Origin of the sequence: Rathayibacter iranicus NCPPB 2253 = VKM Ac-1602, from assembly GCF_003149025.1 — a bacterium.
In the GTDB taxonomy this organism is placed as follows: Bacteria; Actinomycetota; Actinomycetes; order Actinomycetales; family Microbacteriaceae; genus Rathayibacter; species Rathayibacter iranicus.
The window spans coordinates 469284-491562 of sequence record NZ_QGDV01000001.1; the positions used below are offsets into that span (position 1 = coordinate 469284).

Here is a 22279-nt window from a genome sequence, read left to right on the forward strand (position 1 = left end):
TGCTTTACTGCTGAACTCCCTCGTCGGCTCGAACCTACTTGTGTCGCTGCCTTCACCCGACGCTTCAGCGCGAGTTTTCAGTGTTATGGCCTCGATGTTCGTTGTGTCGATGTTTGTCGGCAGCTACAGTATCACCAGAGAATATTTCTATGAGTCACTCGATCGATCAAGAGTGCTTCTCACCCTTAAGAAACTCTTTTGGGCTAAGGTGATTGCGTCCGTGCTAACCTCTATCGCCCTGACTGCCGTGTTTGGAACGGCATGGATAGCCGTTTCTGTGTGGATCATGAACAGTCAGGGATTAACTTTTACGTTCTCGTTTGTGGTCGTTAAGATATTTGTTGGTTCCCTTGCGGTAAGCGCAATCGGCGCGGTGATTGGACACGGCGTAGGGTGGGCCGTCCGCAACTACTATGTCGCATGTGCACTGGTCATGGCGGTTCCACTGGCTGCAGAATTGCCCCTGCTGGTTAACGCTCCGGGTGTGGAAAGATTCCTTCCGTCCGGTGCCGCCGCGGGCGTTGCCAATGTGATTGGACTTGACGTGCTACCCGCTCTCGCGGCTCTCGCAGTGTCTGTTAGTTGGGCTGCGGGTGCGACTGCGGTAGGGCTGACCCTCGCGTCGAGGAGGCAAGTATGATCGTGCGACAGTTGCGGACCGAACTTGTTCGGACCATTGTCGATCGCGCAGTTCGAGGCTCTGTAGTCTTCGCTACCTTGCTGGGGATAAGCGTCGTGTTTGTTATTCCGGATGGTCTGTCTCAAGCTCCAAGAGAGGTTACGGAGGCGCTGTTCGCTGGCCTCCGAACAACAGTAGTGTCGAATGGAGTGCTTCTTTCCGCCGTCTACGGATCCTTCCGACTCACATCCGAACTCAGCAGCGGAGTCGTGTCGCGACAACTGATGTACTCGCGAAGGATCACCCTCTACCTCTGTAGAGGGTCTTTCGCCCTTATCGGTGGCGCCGCAATCGGGGCTGCAGGCTGCGCGGCAGGTCAGGCAACTTTCTGGTTGGCAGCGCGGCGCTGGGAGGTAGACCTTGGGCTCGTGTGGGCTGCTGCCGTGTTGGGAGTTGTCTCGGCAGCGTGGGGCTTCGGCCTCGGCGCCGCAATCGGCAATCACTTTGCAGCACTCTTTATTGTCCCTCTCTCGTTGGCCGCAGCGATTCCGATCGCCTCCATTAACCAGGACCTCGCCCGAGTTACGCCATTCGGATGTCAGCTAGCGTTGATTGACACAGATTCTGGCCTGTGGCTTGACCCGTCGAACGGAGTTTGGCTCGCGGTTGCTTGGGGCATTATGGCAGTGGTTGTGGGAGGGGTAGTGTTTCGGTTGCGGGATGTGCGATAGGTGAAGCGCGAACCGCCGCGACCGGTTGTACTTTGACTGAGATCCCACTTCAAAATCGACGTGGGAGATTTGGAACAGGAGTTTTAGGCGTGACGGCTATTTATGCCCATGACAACCGTCGTTGCCCCTGATCCCACTACGGCGAACTCTCCAACGTTCTCTGGATCGCTTGAATAGTTATCTATCTGCGACGTTCGAGTCTCACCGCTCCTGTTCGGCTTCATTCGGGGTTCGATAGCCTAGCCGCGAATAAAGCCGTTATTGACTGTAGCGCGGCTCGTTATTTCGCGCGACCTCCCGGAGTAAACCGGCGGCGCCGATCATCGGTCCCGACGAGCAGGCATGCTCACGCCTCCAGCGCGTGCCGCACCGCATCGTTGACGATGTGCGTGACGTGCGTGTCCGCGACGGAGTAGTGCGCCTCGCGTCCCACGCGCTCCACTGCGACCAGCCCGGCGGTGCGGAGCATCCGTAGGTGCTGCGAGACCAGAGGCTGTGAGAGCCCGGTCACCTCGGCCAGCCGGCCGACGGTCGAGGTCTCCTCCGCGAGGGCTCGCAGCAGGCGCAGCCGGGACGAGGAGGACAGAACCTTGAAGAGCTCTGCAGCGGGTTCGAGGTCCTCGGTCATCTGCTCATGTAAGCAGAGGTGCATGTACCGTGTCCGCGCACAGGGCGGCGTGCCTCCGGCTACCCTCGGTGCGATGGACGAGGACAGGTACGGGCAGGACGTGCTCGCGGGGGACTGGCGGGCGCGGGGCAGGGTCGAGGTGGCGGTCGTCGAGGCGGAGCGCGACCTGGTGGTCGAGGAGGTCGCGTCCGGCTTCGTCGGCGCCGTACTGGGCGTGGAGCTGCGGATGGTCCGCCTGGAGGACCGGTTCGGCAAGGTCCGGGTGTTCCCGCTCGGCCCCGGCTTCCTTGTGGACGGGAAGCCCGTGTCGCTCAAGGCGCCCGGGCTCAAGCGCGATGCCAACCTCGGCCGCGCCCGCTCCGCCTCCGGCTCCTTCCACGTCGCAGAAGCGAAGGCGCGGGTCGCGCTGCCCAGCCGCATCTACGTCGAGGGCCGCCATGACGCCGAGCTGGTCGAGAAAGTCTGGGGTCACGACCTGCGGATCGAGGGGGTCGTCGTCGAGTACATCGAGGGCGTCGACAACCTCGACGAGCTTGTGCGTGAGTTCCGGCCCGACCGGGGGCGGCGCATCGGCGTGCTCGTCGATCACCTCGTGCGCGGGTCGAAGGAGTCGCGTATCGCCGAGAAGGTCGCGGCCGGCCCGCACGGCGCTCACGTCCTCATCGTGGGCCACCCCTACATCGACGTGTGGCAGGCCGTGAAGCCCGCTCGGCTCGGCCTTCCGCGCTGGCCCGAGATCCCGCGCGGCATCGAGTGGAAGCACGGGATCTGCGCGGCGCTTGGCTGGCCGCACGAGGAGCAGGCGGATATCGCTCGCGCATGGCAGCGCATCCTCGGGCAAGTGCGCACGTTTCAGGACCTGGAGCCGGCGCTGCTCGGCCGGGTGGAGCAGCTGATCGACTTCGTGACGGAGCCGGCATGACGAGCCGTGCGTGGCTCGGACTCGGCGTGGACACCGCTCTCGTGCTGGTGTTCGTGGTGATCGGGCGGCGCAGCCACGAGGAGGGGTCGGAGCTGCTGGGTCTGGCCACGACGCTCTGGCCCTTCCTCATAGCGCTGCTGGTTGGCTGGGCGGTCTCGCGGTCCTGGCGTGCGCCGGACCGGATCCTCCCCACCGGCCTCGTGGTGTGGGCGGTGACCGTGGTGGGTGGGATGCTGCTGCGCCTCGCCTCCGGGCAGGGCGTGCAGTGGAGCTTCGTGATCGTGACCGCGGTGGTGCTGGCCGTGTTCCTCCTGGGCCGTCGCGCGCTCACCCGGCTGAAGGAGCGCCGGAGCCGCAGCTAGCGCCGCTCCGCCGTGCCGTCCCGCGCCCGTATCACGCCCTCCGGCCGGTCGACCTGGCAGCATGTGCGCATGCCCCGTCAACGGCCGGTCGAGGGCGCGGTTATCGTGCGCGACCTGGGCCTCTACGCCGACGTGCAGGCCGACCGCGCGCATCACGGCGGCCTCGATAAGGCGCTCTACGCCTACTCCGCCCAGGATGCGCGGTGGTGGGAGGAGCGCCTCGGCCGCCCCCTGCCCGCCGGTCGCTTCGGCGAGAACCTGCGGATGGAGGGGCTCGACGTGAGCGGTGCCGTGATCGGCGAGCGCTGGCGGATCGACGCCGCTGTCGAGGTGCTGAGTCGGCCTGAGCACGGGGTGCCGGTCGAGCGGGCGCTGGCCTGACGACGACGGGGCGGGGAGCGCCCCCCGAAAGAGGCAGTGCAAGGAGCCGCGCGGGGTGAATCTCGAGCTGCGAGCCACCCTCTGAGCCGATACTCACGCGACGACCACGTTTTCCTCGGAGCGCAGACTTCACCTTTTCTCGTCACTCTCCGTGACAGAAGCCGGGGCGAGCGCCTGCGAAGAACCGGGCCGAGTCGGTTCCCTCTCGTCTGAATGCGGTTCATCGAGCACCGTTCCGGCTAAGGGGAACGAGTCGAAGGGCAGTCATGCTACTCATCCGGTCACGGCGCCGCATCGTGACGATTCTCGCCGGTATCTGCGGCCTCGCTGTACTGGCAACCTTGTCTCCGACTGTCCCCTCGGCGACTGCCCAATCCCTTCGCGACCAAATTCCCATTGTCGCCGGAACCGCGCTCCAACTGCCCGGGTCTCGGTGGTGCACCGCGGGAGCTGTGCTCGAGGCCAGGACCTGGATGTCGAGAGCAACTCCGGTCGGACGCGCGACCCGCTATGTCGTCCTGGCCAGGCACTGCGGGGGCATCGGAAGTGCCATTACGGTCGGCGGTCAGGTTGTCGGCTCGGTGACCTGGGCATCGTCCACCTACGACCTCGCGATAGCGACGATCCCGGCGTCCCAGATACAACGACCGGTCTGTAGCGGAGCATCCCAACTGCACCATTGCACCATTCCCGCCGCCACTCCCCGCGCAGTCGGCAGGATAGTCCTGCACCGCGGGCCGCTTCCGGCCGCCGTTCCAGTTCTCGGTTTTGGCGTCCCGGCCGCCGGCGAGTTCTTTTGCACCAGCGGCGCCGTGAGTTTTGTCCTCTGCGGATTTGCCTCCGTTCCCATTCCGCCGATGTGGTGGCCAGTTGGCGCGGTAGCGGCCGGCACCTACGATGGCCTCATGCCCGTTCCCGGCGACTCTGGCGGTCCCGTCGTGAGCTATGGTGGCAGGCTCTACGGCATCATCATCTCGGGAGCAATCAACGAGTACAGGGGCACCCTGGCGTATCTGCCACTCCCGCTCATCCTTCAGGAACTCGGCTATATCTACGGTCTCGCGCCGGCCTAGCGGCGACGCTGATGGCAGATGCTGGCGCTGCTACGAGAATAGCGACCCGGTCACTGAATCGACATTCGTGCTTCCAGCAGGCGGCCTCATTGCTACCGTGTTACGGCGACTCATTCTCGCGGGAGAATCGTGCGGACCCGACGACGAGTTGCTCCAGCGACGCGACGCCGTCGCTCCCGACCACAAAGAGCCCCATGCGCATTGCCTTGCTCACGCGAGGCAGAGCGGCATTGAATTATGACCTCGCACTAGCGACGATCCCGCCGTCAACGGTGCAGCGACCCCTCTGCTCCGGAGCGTCGCAATTGCACCACTGCACCATTCCGGCTGCCACTCCGAGAGCCGTCGGCAGGGTCGTCCTCCATGACGGATCGACGCAACGTGACGTCGCGATCCCCGGTACCGGAGTCCCGGCCGTCGGTGAACGCTTCTGCACCAGCGGCGCGGTGAGCTTAGTGAACTGCGGCTTTGGATCTGTCGACGTTCGGATCTGTCGACGTTCCTCGTAGAGGCGGGGGGTCCCGGTGCAGCAGCCGCCCGTACCTTCAACGGCCGTAATGTCGTCTTAGCCGACAAAAGAGTTCGGTGGCCGTTCGGAAATCGGACTGCACCACGTCGCGATCTCTCCGCTGTGCCAATACTCATGCAATGGGCATATCTTCTTCACTGACGGGTTCGATACTCGCTGTGTACCGTCCGTAATGTACACCGAACTCATCCCTGCGGAAGAGCGGGACCTGCCGGGTTCACCCTTTTTCTGTCACCGAGAGCTGCGAGGACTGATAACGGACGAGCGATGAGCAGAAAGGCCTCCATGATCATCTCCCGTTCACTGCGACGCGCACTCCTCGCCGGCTTCTGCGGCACCGCACTACTGATGTCGTTCTGTCCTGCGGCCCCCGCGGCGAATGCCCAATCCATTCGCGACCAGATTCCCATCGTGGCGGGCACAGCCCTCAGGGTGTACGGCTCTCACCGGTGCACCGCGGGCGTCGTGCTTAGATCGAGAAGCTGGGTTTCGCTCGCAACACCCATCGGACGAGCGACCCGCTATGTGGTCCTCGCCAAGCACTGCGCCGACTACGCCGATCCCATTTCCGTCGACGGCCAGGTCGTCGGGCGGGTGAGTTGGCGGTCGCCGACTTACGATATCGAGTTAGCGACGATACCCCCGTCCGTCGCGCAGCGGCCAGTGTGCAGCGGAGCATCCCAACTGCACCACTGCACCATTCCGCCCGCCACTCCGCGAGCAGTCGGCAGGATCATCCTCAACAGCAACCCGCCTGAGAACGCTGTTCCGATCGTCGGCTTCGGGGTCCCTGACGTCGGCGAACGCTTCTGCACTAGCGGCTCCATAAGCTATATCAACTGCGTATTCGAGATCACCGACACTCCGCCCGGCCAATCTCAATCGGGTCAGGATTTCGCCCGCACGATGAACGGCGTGACCCTCCAGCCCGGAGATTCAGGAGGACCCGTGGCGGGCGTCAACGGCAGGCTTTACGGAATTATTTCCAAGCGGGGGAGGGACAACTACAGGGACACCATCGGCTATGTGCCGATGTTTGTCGTCATGCAAGACCTCGGGTATGTCTACGAACTCGCCCCAGCGTAGTCGGCCTGTCTGGCACCACTGAGCACTGAAAGGTGTGCGCGATCATCACCGCTACAGTCCGTCGTCCCGTCACTCTCTGTGCCGGGATCTGCGGCTTCGCCCTTCTCGCGATACTCTACCCGGGTCCTCCTGCGGCCACTGCGCAGTCCCTCCGCGACCAGATCCCGGTCGTCGCCGGTACCGCCCTTGGGCTGCAAGGTGCTCATCGGTGCACCGCGGGCCCCGTGCTCCGATCCAGAAGCTGGATCTCGAGAAGCACGCCGATCCGACGAGCGACTCGCTATGTCGTCCTCGCAAAGCACTGCGCCAACCTGGGCGATGAACTCACCGTCGATGGCACCGTCGTCGGCACCGTGAGTTGGGTCTCGCCGAATTACGACCTCGAGCTCGTAAAGATTCCCCCGTCCGTCGTGCAGCGACCGGTGTGCAGCGGAGCATCCCAACTGCATCACTGCACCGTTCCCGATGCCACTCCGAGAGCAGTCGGCAGAATCATCCTCAATAACGGACTGAGCCAGGAGGCTGTTCCTGTCCGTGGCTTCGGAATCCCGACCACCGGCGAACGCTTTTGCACCAGCGGATCCGTGACCTTCGTCAACTGCGCCTTCGGGTCCATCAATGTCCCTGCCATCGGGTTCGCTCCCGGTGACGCGGCCGCCCTCACATATAACGGCAACAACATCACCTCGGGAGACTCGGGAGGCCCCGTGGCAAGTATCACTGGCCGACTGTACGGCATCATCCTCCGCTGGGGACTCCGCACATACACGGGCATCATGGGCTATCTGCCGATGCCGACCATCCTTCAGGACCTCGGCTACAGCTACGACCTCGCGCCAGCGTGACGACAGCGCGGATTCCTTTCCCTCTCACGCCCAGGCTTCTCTTCTCACGCACAAGAAGGACCCGCATGACAGTCACCTCTTCCGTGCTCCGCACCATCTCTCTCTGCGCCGGGATCTGCGGCTTCGCGATACTGGCAACACTCTGTTCGGGTCCTCCTGCGGCCACTGCCCAATCGCTTCGCGATCAGATCCCCATCGTGGCGGGCACCTCTCTCGGAATGCAGGGAGCACCCCGGTGCACCGCGGGCGCCGTCCTGAAGTCCAGAAGCTGGATTGCACGAGCGACACCGATCGGTCGAGCGACTCGCTATGTGGTCCTCGCAAAGCACTGCGCTAACCAGGGCGACGAGATCACCGTGGACGGCGCCGTCGTTGGCACGGTGAGCTGGGTCTCGCCGAACTACGACCTAGCGATAGCGAAGATTCCCCCATCGACGGTGCAGAGGCCGATGTGCAGCGGGGCATCCCAACTGCACCACTGCACGATCACCGACGCCGCGCCGCGAGCGGTCGGCAGGATCATCCTGAACGACTCGGCGCAGGGGGCCATTCCCATCTCCGGAATAGGAATCCCGGCCGCCGGAGAACGTTTCTGCACGAGCGGCGCTGTCACCTTCGTCAACTGCGCGTTCGAATCCATCGACGTTCCCGTTACCGGGTTCGCTCCGGGTGAAGTGGCGGCACGCACCGTGACCGGCAACAACATCACAGCCGGAGATTCGGGAGGCCCCGTGGCAGGCCTGAACGGCAGGCTCTACGGGATCATCCTCCTCTGGGGAATCAATGAATACACGGGAATCATGGGCTATCTGGCGATGCCGACCATCCTGCAAGACCTCGGCTACAGCTACGAACTCGCACCGGCTTAGCGACAGTGCCGATCCCCTGTCACATCGAGCACGAAAAGAACCCACATGACACTTACCTCCTCCGCGCGCCGCACAATCGCTCTTCTCCTCGGCATCTGCGGACTCGCGACCCTCATCACCCTCACTCCGGCGGTCCCTGCGGCGACCGCGCAGTCCCTTCGCGACCAGATTCCCATCGTGGCGGGCACCGCCCTCGAAGTGCAGGGCGGTCGGCTCTGCACCGCGGGGGCCGTGCTCCGATCCAGAAATTGGTTCTCGCGAGCCTCGCCCATCGGAAGCGCGACCCGCTATCTCGCGATCCCGGAGCACTGCGCCGATCAGGGCAACACCATCAAGGTCGGTGGTGAGGTCGTCGGCACGGTGACCTGGGTCTCCTCGCACTACGACCTCGCGATAGTGATGATCCCGCCGTCCAGGGTGCAGCGGCCGATCTGCAGCGGAGCATCCCAGCTGCACCACTGCACTATCCCGCCCACGACCCCGAAAGCAGTCGGCAGGATCGTCCTCAACCGCGGCTCGACCCAACAGGCCGTTCCGGTCCCTGGTGCCGGAATTGCCGCCGTCGGCGAACACTTCTGCACCAGCGGCGCCGTCAGCTTCGTCAACTGCGCATTCGAAGTCGCCGATACGGCGACCGCCGGGCTGCCTCCGGGTGAACTCGCCGCCCGCACCACCAACGGAATCGCCCTCCAACCCGGGGACTCGGGCGGACCTGTGGCGAATGTCAGCGGCAGACTCTACGGCATCATCATCTCTCAGGGAGAAGACGATTACAGGGACATCATCGGATATCTGCCAATGGACACCATCTTCCGCGATCTTGGCTATGACTATGCGCTCGCTCCGAGCGTAGTAGAAGCGCCGGGTGCGTCCGGCGCGGATCGCGGTGCGCCCGGTTGCGGGCTGGGAAGATAGGCGGATGACCTCGACGCTGCTCGACCGGATGCCGACGCCCGACGCGGACGGGCGAGTCGACGACGACGCGGTGTACGTGGCCTTCACGGAATGGGCCGTGTCGCGGGGGCTGCCGCTTTACCCGGCGCAGGACGAGTCGATGCTCGAGATCGCGTCCGGCTCGAATCTGATCCTCTCGACCCCCACCGGCACTGGGAAGTCGCTGGTCGCAATCGGCGCGCACGCCGCGGCCCTCGCCTCCGGACGCCGTAGCTTCTACACCGCGCCGATCAAGGCGCTCGTCTCCGAGAAGTTCTTCGCGCTGGTCGAGGTCTTCGGCGCCGCCAACGTGGGCATGGTCACGGGCGACTCCTCGGTGAACGCCGACGCCCCGATCATCTGCTGCACGGCCGAGATCCTCGCCAACCTCGCGCTTCGGCATGGCGCGGACACCCCGGTCGACCAGGTCGTGATGGATGAGTTCCACTTCTACGCGGATCCGGCGCGCGGCTGGGCCTGGCAGGTGCCGCTGCTCACCCTCCCGCACGTGCAGTTCGTGCTGATGTCCGCGACCCTGGGCGATGTGACGGCGCTCGCCGCCGACCTCAGCCGCCGCACCGGACGCGAGACCGCCCGAGTCACCGGCGTCGAGCGCCCGGTGCCGCTGCACTACTTCTACGAGATCGCGCCGATCCACGACTCCATCGAGGAGCTGCTCGCGACGAACCAGTCGCCGGTCTACGTCGTGCACTTCTCGCAGGCCGCAGCCCTCGAGCGCGCGCAGGCGTTGACCAGCGCGAACATCGCCACCCGCGAGCACCGCGACCGCATCGCCGAGGTGATCGGCGGCTTCCGCTTCACCACTGCGTTCGGCAAGACCCTCTCGCGCCTGCTCCGGCTCGGCATCGGCGTGCACCACGCGGGCATGCTGCCCAAGTACCGCCGACTGGTCGAACAGCTTGCCCAGCAGGGGATGCTGCGGGTGATCTGCGGGACCGACACGCTCGGCGTCGGCATCAACGTCCCCATCCGCACGGTGCTGCTGACCGCACTGACCAAGTACGACGGCACCCGAATGCGGCAGCTCTCCGCCCGCGAGTTCCACCAAATCGCCGGCCGCGCCGGCCGCGCGGGCTACGACACAGCGGGCACGGTGGTGGTGCAAGCGCCCGAGCACGAGTCCGAGAACCGGAAGGCGCTCGACAAGATGGGCGACGACCCGAAGAAGCGGAGGAAGTGGGTCGCCAAGCGCGCGCCGCAGGGCTTCGTCAGCTGGGGCGAGCCGAGTTTCCGCAAGCTCGTCGATGCCGAGCCCGAGACGCTGACCTCGCACATGACCATCACCTCGGCGATGCTGCTGAACGTGATCGCGCGGGGCGGCGACGCCTACGCGAATGTGTACGCGCTGATCTTCGACAACCACGAGCCGTGGAAACGCCAGCTGCAGCTCGCCCGCCGCGCGCTGGGCATCTACCGCACGCTGCGGGAGGCGGGCGTCATCGAGCAGAGCGTCGGTGCGGACGGCGTGATGCGTATCCGCCTGACCGTCGACTTGCAGCCGAACTTCGCGCTCAACCAGCCGCTCTCGCCGTTCGCGCTCGCCGTGTTCGACGTGCTCGATCCCGAGTCGCCGAGCTTCGCGCTCGACGTGATCTCGGTGCTGGAGGCGACGTTGGATGACCCGCGCCCGATCCTTGGCGCCCAGCAGTTCCAGGCTCGCGGCGAGGCGGTCGCGGCGATGAAGGCGGAGGGGATCGAGTACGAGGAACGGATGGAGCTGCTCGAGTCGGTCACGCACCCGAAGCCGCTCGAGGAGCTGCTCGAGGCGACCTTCGCTACTTACACGGCCGCGCAGCCGTGGGTGAAGGACTTCGAACTCTCGCCCAAGTCGGTCGTGCGCGACATGTATGAGCGGGCCATGTCGTTCGGCGAGTACACCGCCTTCTACAAACTCTCGCGTTCGGAGGGACTGGTGCTGCGCTACCTGTCCGATGCGTTCCGCGCCGCCCGGCAGACCATCCCCGACGAACTCAAGAACGAGGAACTGCACGACCTGATCGAGTGGCTGGGCGAGCTGGTGCGCCAGGTCGACTCCTCGCTGGTGGACGAGTGGGAGGAGCTGGTCAACCCGGCGCTGCACGCGGCGGACCAGTCGATCGTGCCGCCGGCTCCGCGCCGCCTGACAGCAAATCACCGCGCCTTCCGGGTGCTGGTGCGCAACGAAATGTTCCGCCGGGTGACGCTCGCGGCCCGTGATGACCACGAGGCGCTAGGCGAACTCGATGCGGCCTTCGACGCCGACGCGTGGGGAGCGGTGCTTGACGATTATTACGACGAGCACGACCGCATCGGCACCGGACCCGATGCGCGCGGCCCGGCGATGCTGCTCGTCACGGAGGAGCCGACGCAGTGGCGGGTTCGGCAGATCCTCGACGACCCGGCGGGGGACCACGACTGGGGGATCTCCGCCGTTGTCGACCTGGCGGAGTCGGATGAGCAGGGCGCCGCTGTCGTCCGCGTCACCGCGGTGGGACGGCTCGACGGCGCGAGTTGATTAGCGGCCGCGCTGCTCTCGGCGGCGCATCTCGGCGGCGATGTCCGCCTCCGTGATTTCCTTGCGGGTCGGACCCCAGATCGACGCGGCCTGGCTGACTACGCCGATCCCGATACCGACGATCGGCCAGATCGGCCAGAAGTAGCCGTCGGCACCGGTGGCGACCCAGACCGTGGTGGTGATCGCGGAGACACTCGCCCAGCCGCCCACCGACCCCAGAAAGGTGCGGCGCCGCTTGACCTCGCGGACGGCCAGCGCCCGCTCGGCGTCCTCGACACGGTCCCGGTCGACTCCGCCAGCGCCGGCGGTCGAAGCGACCTCGGCCGACCGATCACGCCGGGCCGCCGGGTCCGGTGTTCCCCACTCGTTTGTCATGCGGCCAGCCTACGCACGGGGTGTCGGTCCTCTGCACGGCGGGTGCCCGGCCTGTGGACCGGACATTTCCCGAACGTCCACTCCACCACCGACATCGGAGTGCCGTCCGCACCACGGCCCTCCTTGCGGCCGTCAGCCGGGTCGATCCGCCACACTCGTCGGATGATCTCCTCCGAGCTGGCCCGAGCGCTGCGCACCGCGGGCGTGCGCTGGACCCCTGTCACAGGCGACCGCTTCCGGATCGAGCGCGAGGGGTTCGACGGCGACATCTTCACCGTGAGTGAGATGACCATCGAGGCGCACGAGTACCCGACCGGGACCGTGCTCGGCTTCAACGGCACGACCGAGTGGGCGCTCGACTCCGTGTCTCTCGAAGACTCACTCTGGCTGCCGCGGGAGGACCAGCTGCGCGAACTCCTCCGTGGGACGTTTCGCTCGCTCCGCCGGGTCGCCGGTCCGTCGATACGGTACATCGTCACGAGTGAGTTCGGCGGCACGGCGCAGGAGTACGAGGATGGCACCGCCGAGAACGCTTACGCTCAGGCGCTCCTTGCGTTGCTCATCGCGATCGCGGTCGATCTCGACGACATGGACGAGCCCATCTGAGCCCAGCTGGTCAGGAGGCGGCCTTCTCGGCGGCGGTGGTCTTCTTCGCGGGCCTCTTCTTCGCAGGCTCCCCAGAACCGGCCTTCGGCGCAGCCTCCGACCCGTCTGCGTCCGACCCATCCACCTTCGCCGCCGCGGACGTCGCCGGCGCCTTCTTCGCGGCTCTTTCCGCCGCGCCGCTCTTCGCGCCGCGGCTGCGCTCGACCGAACGCTTGAGGGCCTCCATCAGATCGAGAACCTCGCCGCCGCTCGCCTCCTCTGGCGCTTCGCCGAACGTCGCGGCCGTGTCGAGCGCGTCGCCCTGCTCGATCTTGGCGTCGATGAGGGTGCGCAACTCCTCCTGGTAGGCGTCGTGGAACTGTGCCGCGTCGAAGTCCTCGGAATAGGAGTCGACGAGGCGCGCTGACATCTCGAGTTCGCGCGCGGCGAGACGGGTGGTGCCCTCCAGGGAGGGGAACTCGACCTCGCGGACCTCGTCTGCCCAGAGCAGGGTTTGCACCATGAGCAGCTTGCCGCGCACCCGTAACGCGGCGAGCCGCGTCTTTTGCCGGAGCGCGAATTCGACGATCGCGGTCCGGTCGGTCTGCTCCAGCGTCCGCCGCAGCAGAACGTAGGCCTTGGCGGAGGAGGAGTCGGGCTCGAGGATGTAGGCGCGGTCGAACATGATCGGGTCGACCTGCTCGCTCGGCACGAACTGCACGACGTCGATCTCGCGGTCGCGTTCCTCCGGCAGCGCCTTCAACTCGTCTTTCGACAGCACGACCGTGCGCTCGCCGTCGTCGTAAGCCTTGTCGATGTGGTCGAAGGTGACGACTTCGCCGCAGATCTCGCACTTTCGTTGGTACCGGATCCGCCCGCCGTCCTCATCGTGCACCTGGTGCAGCGGGATGTCGTGGTCCTCGGTCGCGCTGTAGATCTTGACCGGCACGTTGACCAGACCGAAGGTGATCGCGCCTTTCCAGATGGCTCGCATGGCCCCAGTGAACACCGTGTCTCCGGCCGCCGATAGCCCTGGCACCCCCGCGGGGAAACCCCGGTTCGGGGTTCCCCCGCGCGGGAGGAGGGAGACAACGGCTCGCGGGTGGAGGCGGCTAGCTCCGCTCGGCGCGCCGGCGGCGCAGCGTCGCGAGCAGCAGCCCGCCGAGCCCACCGGCGATCAGCAGGCCACCGATGCCGAGCGGGAGGCCGATGTCAGCGCCTGTCGAGGCGAGCGGCGGGCGGGTTCCCCCGCCAGGGCGCGGGGCGACCGTGGACGGGGTGCCGCTCGGCACGGGGGCGGTCGTCGGCGCGGCGGTCGGCGTGCTCGTCGGCTCCGTGGTCGGAGCGATGGTCGGCTCCACCGGGGGAGCGGCGGTGGGAGTGACGGTCGGCGTCGGGCTGGGCTCCGGCACGCTCGGGTTCTTCTCGGCGTCGATCGCGGAGGTGTCCTCGGCGAACGAGGCCGTGACGAATGCGATGGCCTTCGACGTGATGCCCAGCGCCTCCTGATTGATGTTGTCGATGTTGTCCGCGGCGGAGTGGTAGTTCGGGTCGTGAGTGATGCCGGCGGTGCCGCCGAACAGCGCAGCCTCCTCCTCCGTCTTGACGTCGTCGGCGCCGGTGAAGACGCCCGAGGACGGGATACCCACCGAGATGAAGCCGTCATAGTCGCTGCGGCCGTCGAAGGCGGTGTCGATCCAGGGCTGGTCGATCGAATCGAAATAATCGGTGAACGCCTGCTCGGTCGCGATCGAGCCGGCGGGCACCTCGACGGGAGCCTCGTAGGTCGACTCGTTTGCGTCATAGACCGAGATCACATAGTTCGGCGAGGCGACCATGTCGAAGTTCATGTAGGTCGAGATCTTCGCGGCGTCCTCCTCCGTGAGCGAATCGACGTAGGTGTAGGAGCCGACAAGGCCCACCTCCTCCGCGCCCCACCAGGCGAAGCGCACCGCGTTAGTGGTCCCACCCGCCTCGGCGAGCTGCACGGCGGTTTCGAGAAGAGTCGCGGATCCGGAGCCGTTGTCGTTGATGCCAGGACCGGCGGGCACGCTATCGAGGTGCGCGCCGAGCATGACCACGTTGTCGTGGTCACCGCCGGGGGTTTCGGTGACGATGTTGAAGGTCTCGACCTCGGTGGTCGTCTGATCGACCACCAGAGTCGCCTCGGCCGGGAGCGCGGCGAGCAGCGCCTGGCCTTCGGCCTGGGTGAGCCCCACACCGGGAATTGCGGCCTCGTCCTGACCGCCGTACGTGCCGTTCAGCGCGTCGCTCGGGGCGTTGTCGTAGATGAGGATCGCCGAGGCACCTGCGGCACCGGCAGCGATCGACTTCTCGAGGAAGCTGCACGTGCCGCGGCTGACGAGCGCGACCTTGCCGGTGGCGTCGAGGCCTGTCCAGGCGTCGGTGGTGCAGCCGAGCGGATCGACGGGGGCGATCAGCTCGCCGGTCACACCGCCCTCGGGCGTCGAGGGGGTGAACTCCATCGGGGTGCCGACGGCTCCTGTGCTGGTTGTCAGCGAGAAGGCGTCGATGGCCTGGGTCGCTGTCGTGAAGTCCTGGCGTTCGGTGGTGTAGCCGGCAGCCGCGAGGACCGACTCGATGTACTCCCCGCTGAGTTCGTAACCCGGGGTGCCGATCGCGCGGGTGCCGCCGTTGGCGTCCGCGATGGCCTGAAGCGCCTCGAGGTGGGTCATGATGCCATCGACCGTGACGCTGTCGGCGAAGGTGACCGGCTCTACGGCGCTCGCCGTCGGGGCGAAGGCGAAGCCGGCGACGAGGGCACCAGCTCCAATCATCGCGCTCGATCCGATCAGTGAGCTGCGTCGTCGACCGCTCGGGGTGTGCGTGGTTCGCGCCACTGGGGCTCCCTTGTCTCAAGAACAGGCCGCCGCATCGGCGACCTCGCCGCGTCACTCCTGAATCTGGGAGACATCCGCGCCACTTGAGAGGCTATTCACAGGAAGCCGTGCCTCCCATCCCCCTCCCGCGACATTTCACACGCCGGAAACACCCGCCCTTTCCCACCTTTGACTCCTCCCTCGCGCAGGGGGCGGCGGCCGTCTAGTCCAGGCGGGGGTCGCGGCCGGTGCGTTCGCCGGTAGCGAGTGTGGCGATACGGGCCAGGTCCTCGGGGTCGAGCGCGAAGCCGAACACGTCGAGGTTCTCGCGGATCCGCGCCGGAGTCACCGATTTGGGGATGACGACGACGCCCAGTTGAACGTGCCAGCGCAGCACGACTTGCGCGGGGGAGACGCCGTGTTTTCGCGCGATGGCCGCCAACGTCGGCTCCTCTAGCAGGCGCCCGCGGGCGAGTGGCGACCACGCCTCGGTGACGATGCCGTGCTTAGCGTCGAACGCGCGCACCTCCTCCTGGGGCAGCCGCGGGTGCAGCTCGACCTGGTTGATCGCAGGCACGACCCCGGTCTCGCCGAGCAGGCGCTGCACGTGCTCGGGAGCGAAGTTGGAGACGCCGATCGAACGGGCCCGTCCCTCCCGCTGCACGCGTTCGAGCGCGCGGTAAGTGTCGACGTAGCGGTCTCGGGAGGGAATCGGCCAGTGCACGAGGTAGAGGTCGACGTAGTCGGTGCCGAGGAGTTCGAGGCTTCGGTCGAAGGCGGCGAGGGTCTCGTCGAAGCCGTGATCCTCGTTCCAGACCTTCGTCGTCACGAAGACGTGCTCCCTGGGCAGACCGCTCGCACGGATGCCGGCGCCGACACCGCGCTCGTTGCCATAGAGGGTCGCCGTGTCGATGTGGCGGTAGCCGGCTTCAAGGGCGACGGCGACCGCGCGGGCCGCCTCCTCGTCACCGATCTTGTAGACGCCGAGCCCGAGCTGCGGAATCGCACGGCCGTCGTTCAGGGGAAAGAGGGGGACGCTCATGTCTCCATGCTGGCACGGGCGCTGCGACGTTCCATCGCTCACACGTTCCAGTCGAGTTCGCCCTCCTGGCCGACGTGCACTCCGTCCTCGATCAGCGCCGCGAGACCGGCCACGCCGAAGAGGAGGCGGCGCTCGGCACGCGCCACGTCACTCCGATCCTCGATGGCGCGCACAGCGAAGTGAACGTCGTGCCCGGCCTGCATCCCCTCGACGCTCAAGCGGCCACGCAAGGCACGCGCGGGCCGACGTCCGACGCCGAGACCCGACCAGAGCGTGCCTGTCTCGAGGACGACCGCCGTCTCGGCGCTGACCACGCCCCGGTGTTGACGGCGGGCAGTGAGTTGCCAGCCGAAGCCGAGATGGTGCAGGCGGGTCGAGTGCGGGCCGCGCCAGGCGTGGGAGGCGTCCTCGCGGCGGAAGTAGACGGGGCTGGGCCGGAACGAGCCCTGCCAGAGCGCGGCGGTGAGTTCGGCGCACCACTCCGGCGTCTCGGGATCGGACCACGGGTCGAGGATGTCGGAGCGGGCAGCGATGCGCCGGTGCTCGTGCACCAGTGCCTCTGCATCCTCCCGCAGCCCCATCACAGACCTCTCCCTCTCGTGGCACCCAACCTAGGGGGCCGTGTTGCGCTCGACAACACGGTGTCGCCTCAGGTGGGCAGCGTGACGGGTTCCGTGTCCGCAAGGGGGCTCGCGTCGCGGCCGCGAAGGTCCGGGTGGTACCTCCGGCCGAGCGCGGGAACGAGGAAGCCGACGAGCGCGAAGACGGCTGCGACGACGATCGCGGCGGTCGGTCCGGCGCGGTCGATTTGCGCGCCCGCGATGGCGGAGCCGAGCGCGGCGCCGATGAGCTGTCCGGTGCCGACCCAGCCGTACGCCTCCGCAGTCTCCGAGAAGCGCACGCTCGAGGCCGTCATCGCGAAGAGCGCGGCGAGAGCCGGAGCGATGCCGATGCCGGCCAGGAAGAGAGTGACGCAGAGCCACCAGAAATCGGTCGAGACGACGGCGAGGCTCATCCCCACGGTCACCACCAGCATCCGCCGCGCCGTCGCCCACCGGCTGATGGGGACGTGGCCAAGAGTGAGGCCGCCGGCCAGCGAACCCACCGCTAAGACGGCTAACACGATGCCCGACTCGGTCCCGCCCTCGCCGAAGACCGCGACGACGCCCGCCTCCAGCGCGGAGCACGCGCCGACCAGGAGAAAGCCGACCACGGTCGCCAGCAGGACGGGCGGCTTGGTCAGCACGACGCCGAGGCGGCGCTTCGAACGAGGGATTCGCACGCGGCCGACCTCGGGCGAGGCGATGAACCACACTCCGCCGCCGATCAGGAACGCTGCGGCGGTGAGGATGCCCGCGACTGTCGACACCTGGATCGACACGAAGGTCGTCAACACCGGGCCAAGCACCCAGATGATTTCCTGGGCGGAGGCATCGAGCGAGAAGAGCGGGGTCAGCTGCGAGCTGGTCACCATCTTCGGGTAGATAGTGCGGACCGCAGGCTGCACCGGAGGCATACTGAGGCCGGCGACGAAGCCGATCACCACGAACTGCCACACTTCGAGCGGAAGGAGCGCCATCGCGATGATCGCGCTCGCGCAGACGATGAGGGTGAGCGTGAGCACGCGGCGCATCCCGAGCCGACCCATCAGGCGGCTCGTCAGCGGACCGGCGATGGCCTGCCCGATCGACATCGAGCCCAGCACCAGGCCTGCCGCCGCGTAGGACTCGTGTACCCGCTCGACATGCAGCAGAAATGCCAGCGAGAGCATCCCAAAGGGAAAGCGCGCGGTGAGCTGCGCCGCAATGATTCGCCCCACCCCGGGGGTCTTCAACAGATCGGTATAGCTGCCCACCGGACGACCCTAGCGCCCAGCGGGGGAACCTCGGACCGTCGAGGGAACCCCCTGTCGGAGGCTCCCTCGAAGGTCCCCGGCCCAAGGGGGCGTCAGCCCGTGAGCACCTTGCGGATGCGGGGGAGGGAAACGCTCTCAGCGGTACCGAGGGCCTGGGCGAAGAAGCTCACCCGCAGCTCCTCGATCATCCAGCGGGCGCGAGCCAGGTGCTCCGGAGCGTGCGCGGGCAGCGGCAGCTCGCCTCCGGCCGAGCGATAGAGATCCTGGGCGGCCTGCACCTCGTTCAGCCAGACCCGGTCGCGGCCCACGTTCTCGGCAATCTTGCCAAAGCGCTCCGTCATTGCCGCAAGATAGCGCGGCAGGTGCCGCAGCCGCTCCACTCCCGTGGCCGAGACGAAACCCGGGTAAAGGAGGCCCGAGAGTTGCTCCCGCGCGTCGGTCAGCGCCGGCAGCAGCGCCATGCTCGTCGAGGTTTTGAGCGCCTTCTCGACTCCGCGGGCCGTGGTCAGGATCGTCGTGACCGTCTTCACCGTCTCGAACATCGTGTCCATCACGCTCGCCGAGACGCGGTCGCGCACGGCGTCGAACTCGGCGCGGAGGAACAGCATCCCGTCGGGTTTCATCCGCCAGAGCACCGCGTCGACGCAGGCAAGCAGGCAGTCCGTGAACAGTGCGGTCGTGTTCTGGTACGGGCTCTGCGCAAGCACGAGCTTCTCGTTCGAAGTGAGGTGCTGCTGCACGTAGGCCACCGGGCTCGGGGTTGCCAGGAGGAGTAGACGCCGCACGCCCTGCGGGTGCTCGCGGGCCTGGTCTTCGGGTGTGGCAAGCAGACGGATCGACACTGAGTCGCCGTCGTCGATCAGCGCGGGGTAGGCGCGGATCGTGTTACCGCCCTGCCGCGTGTCGGTGACGCGGGGGAGCTCGGGCATGTCCCAGGTCTTCATACCTCGGCGTTCGAGCGCGTCCGGAACGCGAGCCTCGACCACCCGCGCGACCTCGTCGCGGACCCGACCTCGCAACCTCTCGGCCAGCGGAGCGAGTTCTTTGCCGGCCGCGATCGTGCGCCCACGCTCGTCGGCGACGGCGAAGGTGACGCGTAAGTGCGAGGGGATCCGCTCGAGGTCGAAGTCCTCGGGCTGCAGGACCACCCCCGCTTCGCGGCGGATCGCTCCGGCCAAGGTCGCGGCAAACGATTCGGTCGGCGGGTTCGGCACGTCCTGTGGCAGGGACGCAGTGAGCTTCCGTGCCCAGTCATTCGCGGGCACCACGTTCCGGCGCAGATGCTTGGGCAGCGCCTTGATCATCGCGGTCACCAGCTCGGCGCGCAGACCCGGCACCAGCCAGTCGAAGCCGAGAGGAGTGACGCGGGGCAGCAGCGCGAGCGGCACATGCACCGTCACTCCGTCCTCCTCCGTGCCCGGCTCGAACCGGTACGAGAGGCGCAAGCGTTGGTCGGCCTGGCGCCACTGCGTGGGGAAGGCGGTCTCGTCAATCTGCTCCGCGTCTTCGGGGAGGAGCGTCTCCTGCGTCATCGTCAGCAGGTCCGGCTCGTCGTGCTGGGCCGTGCGCCACCAGGAGTCGAAGGAGCGCACCGAGGTGATGTCGCGGGGGAGGCGTCGGTCGTAGAAGTCGAAGACCGCCTCGTCGTCGACGAGCAGATCACGGCGACGCGTCCGCTCCTCCAGCCGCTCGAGCTCGGCCCGCAGAGCGCGATTCTTGCGGTCGAACGCGTGCCGCGACTCCCACTCGCCCTCGACGAGCGCGTGCCGGATGAACAGCTCGCGCGCGGAGGAGGCGTCGATCCGCGAGAACTGGACGCGGCGACGCGCGATGATCGGAACTCCGTAGAGCGTGACCTTTTCATAGGCGACGGCCGCGCCCTGCGACTTTTCCCAGTGTGGCTCGCTGAACTGCCGCTTGACCAGGTCGCCCGCGATCGCCTCAGCCCAGGCCGGGTCGATCGCCGCGTTCGAGCGGGCGAAGAGGCGGCTCGTCTCGACCAACTCCGCACTCATCACCGCATCGGGCAGCTTCTTGGCGAGTGCGCTGCCCGGGAAGATCGAGAATTTGGCGTTGCGGGCGCCGATGTACTGCACGTTCTGGCGCTCGCGGTTCTTCGCCGCGCGCTGAGCCTGCTGCGAGGTGGTGTCTTTGATGCCGAGGTGCGAGAGCAGGCCGGCCAGGAGACTCCGGTGGATGCCGTCGGGGTCGATCTTTGGCTCGCCGAGTTCGAGCTTCAGCGGCCGGGCCAGCTGGCGGAGCTGGCCGAAGACGTCCTGCCACTCCCGCACGCGCAGGTAGTTGAGGAACTCGCCCTTGCAGAGCCGGCGGAACGCGCTGGAGGAGAGTTCCTCCTGCTTCTCCTCCAGGTAATTCCACAGGTTGAGCAGGGTGAGAAAGTCGCTGGTCGGATCGACGAAGCGCGCATGCTGCTGGTCGGCCTGCGCGCGTCGCTCGAGCGGGCGCTCGCGGACGTCCTGGATCGTGAGTCCCGCGACGATCGCCATCACCTCGCGGCTCACCCCGTGCCGACGCGACTCGATCACCATCCGCCCGAACCGCGGATCAATGGGCAGCCGCGCGAGATCCCGCCCGATCCGGGTGAGCTGCGGCGCCGTCTCCTTTTGCGAGATGCCAGTCGTGCTCGCGTGCTGCGGCGTGTTGCGGACCGAAGAGGCACCTCGCAGGGGGGAGGCGGGGGTCTGGAGGGCGCCGAGTTCGGTGAGGAGGTCGAGGCCGTCCTTGATGCCGCGGGAGTCGGGAGGCGTGAGGAAGGGGAAGGACGCGATGTCGCCGAGGCCGAGCGAGATCATCTGCAGGATGACCGCGGCCAGGCCCGTGCGGAGAATTTCGGGGTCGGTGTACTCAGGCCGGCGGAGGTAGTCCTCCTCGGAGTAGAGGCGGATCGCGATGCCCGCGCTGGTGCGGCCCGAGCGGCCGGAGCGCTGATGCGCCGAGGCTTGCGAAACGGCCTCGATCGGGAGGCGCTGCACCTTCGAGCGCGCGCTGTAGCGCGAGATGCGGGCGGTGCCGCCGTCGATCACATAGCGGATTCCGGGAACGGTGAGGCTCGTCTCCGCGACATTGGTCGCCAGCACGACACGGCGCCGGATGCCGGGAGTGCGCGAGCGCTCGAAGACGCGGTGCTGGTCGGCGGCGGAGAGGCGCCCGTAGAGAGGGAGCACCTCGGTGCCGGGCAGGTTCCGCCCGCGAATGGCGTCCTCGGCATCACGGATCTCGTTCTCGCCCGAAAGGAAGACGAGGACGTCCCCCGGATCCTCGCGTGCCAGCTCGGCCAGAGCGTCGATGATGCCGGTCATCAGATCGCGGCTGCCGCTGGTCGCATCCGGGACGTCGGTGTCGTCGTCCTCCTCCGGCTCCTCGGCGACCAGCGGGCGATAGCGGATCTCGACCGGGTAGGTGCGGCCGGAGACTTCGATGATCGGCGCCGGGGCCCCGGAGGCGTCCGAGAAGTGCGCGGCGAAGCTCTGCGGATCGATCGTCGCCGACGTGATGATCACCTTGAGGTCGGGACGCTGCGGCAGGAGGCGGTGCAGGTAGCCGAGCAGGAAGTCGATGTTGAGGCTGCGCTCGTGCGCCTCGTCGATGATGATCGTGTCGTACCGGCTGAGCATCCGGTCATGGTTCATCTCGTTGAGCAAGATGCCGTCGGTCATCAGCTTGATCCGCGTCGAGGCGGATGCCTTATCGGTGAACCGGACCTGGTATCCGACGATCCCGCCGACCTCATCGTCGAGTTCCTCCGCGATGCGCTCGGCGATCGTGCGGGCCGCGATGCGCCGGGGCTGCGTGTGCGCGATGCTCTCGCGCCCCAGCTCCAGGCAAATTTTTGGCAGCTGCGTCGTCTTCCCCGACCCTGTCGCCCCCGCGACGATGACCACCTGGTTGTCGCGGATCGCCGCCGCAATGTCTTCACGCCGCGCCGACACGGGCAGTTCGGCCGGATACCGAACCCTGAACACATCCACCATCAGCCCCCCACCCTACGCCCGCATGCGACAATGCCCTATCTCGCGAAATGTCGCGAGATCCCCTGTCCCGGACGAGATCGGGCGCCCCGGCGCCGTA

At 66.9% G+C, this 22279-nt stretch carries 19 protein-coding genes; 11 read left to right on the forward strand and 8 right to left on the reverse strand.

The window, feature by feature from the left end:
- The first annotated feature begins 85 nt into the window (after positions 1–85).
- Positions 86–640 (forward strand): hypothetical protein, encoded by a 555-nt coding sequence (locus B0H03_RS16095; RefSeq protein WP_127843838.1) that lies wholly within the window; start codon positions 86–88, stop codon positions 638–640.
- A 1056-nt stretch (positions 641–1696) separates the two neighbouring features.
- Here the strand turns inward: B0H03_RS16095 and B0H03_RS02260 are convergent.
- Positions 1697–1978: an ArsR/SmtB family transcription factor gene (locus B0H03_RS02260; protein ID WP_104263682.1), complete on the reverse strand. Its 282-nt coding sequence runs from the start codon at positions 1976–1978 to the stop codon at positions 1697–1699.
- 22 nt (positions 1979–2000) lie between these two features.
- On the opposite strand from B0H03_RS02260, the gene B0H03_RS02265 reads away from it, so the two are divergent.
- The 9 genes from B0H03_RS02265 (at position 2001) to B0H03_RS02300 (ending at position 11493) form a co-directional block, all read left to right on the forward strand.
- Entirely contained in the window at positions 2001–2900 is a 900-nt protein-coding gene (locus tag B0H03_RS02265) for a DUF3097 domain-containing protein (RefSeq protein WP_419956883.1), read from the forward strand.
- On the forward strand, positions 2897–3262 hold the full coding sequence (locus B0H03_RS02270; protein WP_104263683.1) for a DUF3054 domain-containing protein: 366 nt from the start codon (positions 2897–2899) through the stop codon (positions 3260–3262). The genes B0H03_RS02265 and B0H03_RS02270 overlap by 4 nt, the downstream gene beginning before the upstream one ends.
- Before the next feature lie 69 nt (positions 3263–3331).
- Positions 3332–3643 carry an MOSC domain-containing protein gene (locus tag B0H03_RS02275; protein ID WP_104263721.1) on the forward strand — a complete coding sequence of 104 codons (312 nt, stop codon included), beginning with the start codon at positions 3332–3334 and terminating at the stop codon, positions 3641–3643.
- 473 nt (positions 3644–4116) lie between these two features.
- A complete protein-coding gene (locus B0H03_RS16100) occupies positions 4117–4716 on the forward strand; it encodes a chymotrypsin family serine protease (protein ID WP_127843839.1) in 600 nt (199 codons plus the stop codon).
- Positions 4717–5530: 814 nt separating this feature from the next.
- Positions 5531–6331 (forward strand): chymotrypsin family serine protease, encoded by an 801-nt coding sequence (locus B0H03_RS02280; RefSeq protein WP_127843840.1) that lies wholly within the window; start codon positions 5531–5533, stop codon positions 6329–6331.
- Between the two features lie 224 nt (positions 6332–6555).
- On the forward strand, positions 6556–7176 hold the full coding sequence (locus tag B0H03_RS02285; protein ID WP_133248932.1) for a chymotrypsin family serine protease: 621 nt from the start codon (positions 6556–6558) through the stop codon (positions 7174–7176).
- A 65-nt stretch (positions 7177–7241) separates the two neighbouring features.
- Positions 7242–8045: a trypsin-like serine protease gene (locus tag B0H03_RS02290; RefSeq protein WP_104263686.1), complete on the forward strand. Its 804-nt coding sequence runs from the start codon at positions 7242–7244 to the stop codon at positions 8043–8045.
- 45 nt (positions 8046–8090) lie between these two features.
- Positions 8091–8960: a chymotrypsin family serine protease gene (locus tag B0H03_RS02295; protein ID WP_104354065.1), complete on the forward strand. Its 870-nt coding sequence runs from the start codon at positions 8091–8093 to the stop codon at positions 8958–8960.
- Positions 8961–8964: 4 nt separating this feature from the next.
- Positions 8965–11493: a DEAD/DEAH box helicase gene (locus tag B0H03_RS02300; RefSeq protein ID WP_104263688.1), complete on the forward strand. Its 2529-nt coding sequence runs from the start codon at positions 8965–8967 to the stop codon at positions 11491–11493.
- Here B0H03_RS02300 and B0H03_RS02305 read toward each other — a convergent pair whose 3' ends face one another.
- Positions 11494–11868, reverse strand: a complete 375-nt coding sequence (locus tag B0H03_RS02305; protein WP_104263689.1) for a 2TM domain-containing protein — start codon at positions 11866–11868, stop codon at positions 11494–11496.
- Positions 11869–12030: 162 nt separating this feature from the next.
- Between B0H03_RS02305 and B0H03_RS02310 the strand changes: the two genes are divergently transcribed.
- Positions 12031–12474 (forward strand): pilus assembly protein CpaE, encoded by a 444-nt coding sequence (locus B0H03_RS02310; RefSeq protein ID WP_104263690.1) that lies wholly within the window; start codon positions 12031–12033, stop codon positions 12472–12474.
- A gap of 10 nt (positions 12475–12484) precedes the next feature.
- On the opposite strand, the gene ku is transcribed toward B0H03_RS02310, so the two are convergent.
- The 6 genes from ku to hrpA form a co-directional block, all read right to left on the reverse strand.
- Positions 12485–13447: a non-homologous end joining protein Ku gene (gene ku, locus B0H03_RS02315; protein ID WP_104263691.1), complete on the reverse strand. Its 963-nt coding sequence runs from the start codon at positions 13445–13447 to the stop codon at positions 12485–12487.
- Between the two features lie 118 nt (positions 13448–13565).
- On the reverse strand, positions 13566–15314 hold the full coding sequence (locus tag B0H03_RS02320) for a M28 family peptidase (protein WP_127843841.1): 1749 nt from the start codon (positions 15312–15314) through the stop codon (positions 13566–13568).
- 202 nt (positions 15315–15516) lie between these two features.
- Positions 15517–16335: an aldo/keto reductase gene (locus tag B0H03_RS02325; RefSeq protein ID WP_104263693.1), complete on the reverse strand. Its 819-nt coding sequence runs from the start codon at positions 16333–16335 to the stop codon at positions 15517–15519.
- Positions 16336–16373: 38 nt separating this feature from the next.
- Positions 16374–16916, reverse strand: coding sequence for a hypothetical protein (locus tag B0H03_RS02330; protein WP_104263694.1), 543 nt, complete (start codon positions 16914–16916; stop codon positions 16374–16376).
- A gap of 68 nt (positions 16917–16984) precedes the next feature.
- Entirely contained in the window at positions 16985–18190 is a 1206-nt protein-coding gene (locus tag B0H03_RS02335; RefSeq protein ID WP_104263695.1) for an MFS transporter, read from the reverse strand.
- A gap of 92 nt (positions 18191–18282) precedes the next feature.
- On the reverse strand, positions 18283–22182 hold the full coding sequence (gene hrpA, locus B0H03_RS02340; protein ID WP_104263696.1) for an ATP-dependent RNA helicase HrpA: 3900 nt from the start codon (positions 22180–22182) through the stop codon (positions 18283–18285).
- Positions 22183–22279: the final 97 nt, after the last annotated feature.

Bases quoted from the DNA above. Each gene is read 5' to 3' on its own strand.
- B0H03_RS16095 (WP_127843838.1), top strand. From the start codon at position 86: ATGGCCTCGATGTTCGTTGTGTCGATGTTTGTCGGCAGCTACAGTATC.
- B0H03_RS02260 (WP_104263682.1), bottom strand. From the start codon at position 1,978: ATGACCGAGGACCTCGAACCCGCTGCAGAGCTCTTCAAGGTTCTGTCC.
- B0H03_RS02265 (WP_419956883.1), top strand. From the start codon at position 2,001: ATGTACCGTGTCCGCGCACAGGGCGGCGTGCCTCCGGCTACCCTCGGT.
- B0H03_RS02270 (WP_104263683.1), top strand. From the start codon at position 2,897: ATGACGAGCCGTGCGTGGCTCGGACTCGGCGTGGACACCGCTCTCGTG.
- B0H03_RS02275 (WP_104263721.1), top strand. From the start codon at position 3,332: ATGCCCCGTCAACGGCCGGTCGAGGGCGCGGTTATCGTGCGCGACCTG.
- B0H03_RS16100 (WP_127843839.1), top strand. From the start codon at position 4,117: ATGTCGAGAGCAACTCCGGTCGGACGCGCGACCCGCTATGTCGTCCTG.
- B0H03_RS02280 (WP_127843840.1), top strand. From the start codon at position 5,531: ATGATCATCTCCCGTTCACTGCGACGCGCACTCCTCGCCGGCTTCTGC.
- B0H03_RS02290 (WP_104263686.1), top strand. From the start codon at position 7,242: ATGACAGTCACCTCTTCCGTGCTCCGCACCATCTCTCTCTGCGCCGGG.
- B0H03_RS02295 (WP_104354065.1), top strand. From the start codon at position 8,091: ATGACACTTACCTCCTCCGCGCGCCGCACAATCGCTCTTCTCCTCGGC.
- B0H03_RS02300 (WP_104263688.1), top strand. From the start codon at position 8,965: ATGACCTCGACGCTGCTCGACCGGATGCCGACGCCCGACGCGGACGGG.
- B0H03_RS02305 (WP_104263689.1), bottom strand. From the start codon at position 11,868: ATGACAAACGAGTGGGGAACACCGGACCCGGCGGCCCGGCGTGATCGG.
- B0H03_RS02310 (WP_104263690.1), top strand. From the start codon at position 12,031: ATGATCTCCTCCGAGCTGGCCCGAGCGCTGCGCACCGCGGGCGTGCGC.
- ku (WP_104263691.1), bottom strand. From the start codon at position 13,447: ATGCGAGCCATCTGGAAAGGCGCGATCACCTTCGGTCTGGTCAACGTG.
- B0H03_RS02325 (WP_104263693.1), bottom strand. From the start codon at position 16,335: ATGAGCGTCCCCCTCTTTCCCCTGAACGACGGCCGTGCGATTCCGCAG.
- B0H03_RS02330 (WP_104263694.1), bottom strand. From the start codon at position 16,916: ATGGGGCTGCGGGAGGATGCAGAGGCACTGGTGCACGAGCACCGGCGC.
- hrpA (WP_104263696.1), bottom strand. From the start codon at position 22,182: ATGGTGGATGTGTTCAGGGTTCGGTATCCGGCCGAACTGCCCGTGTCG.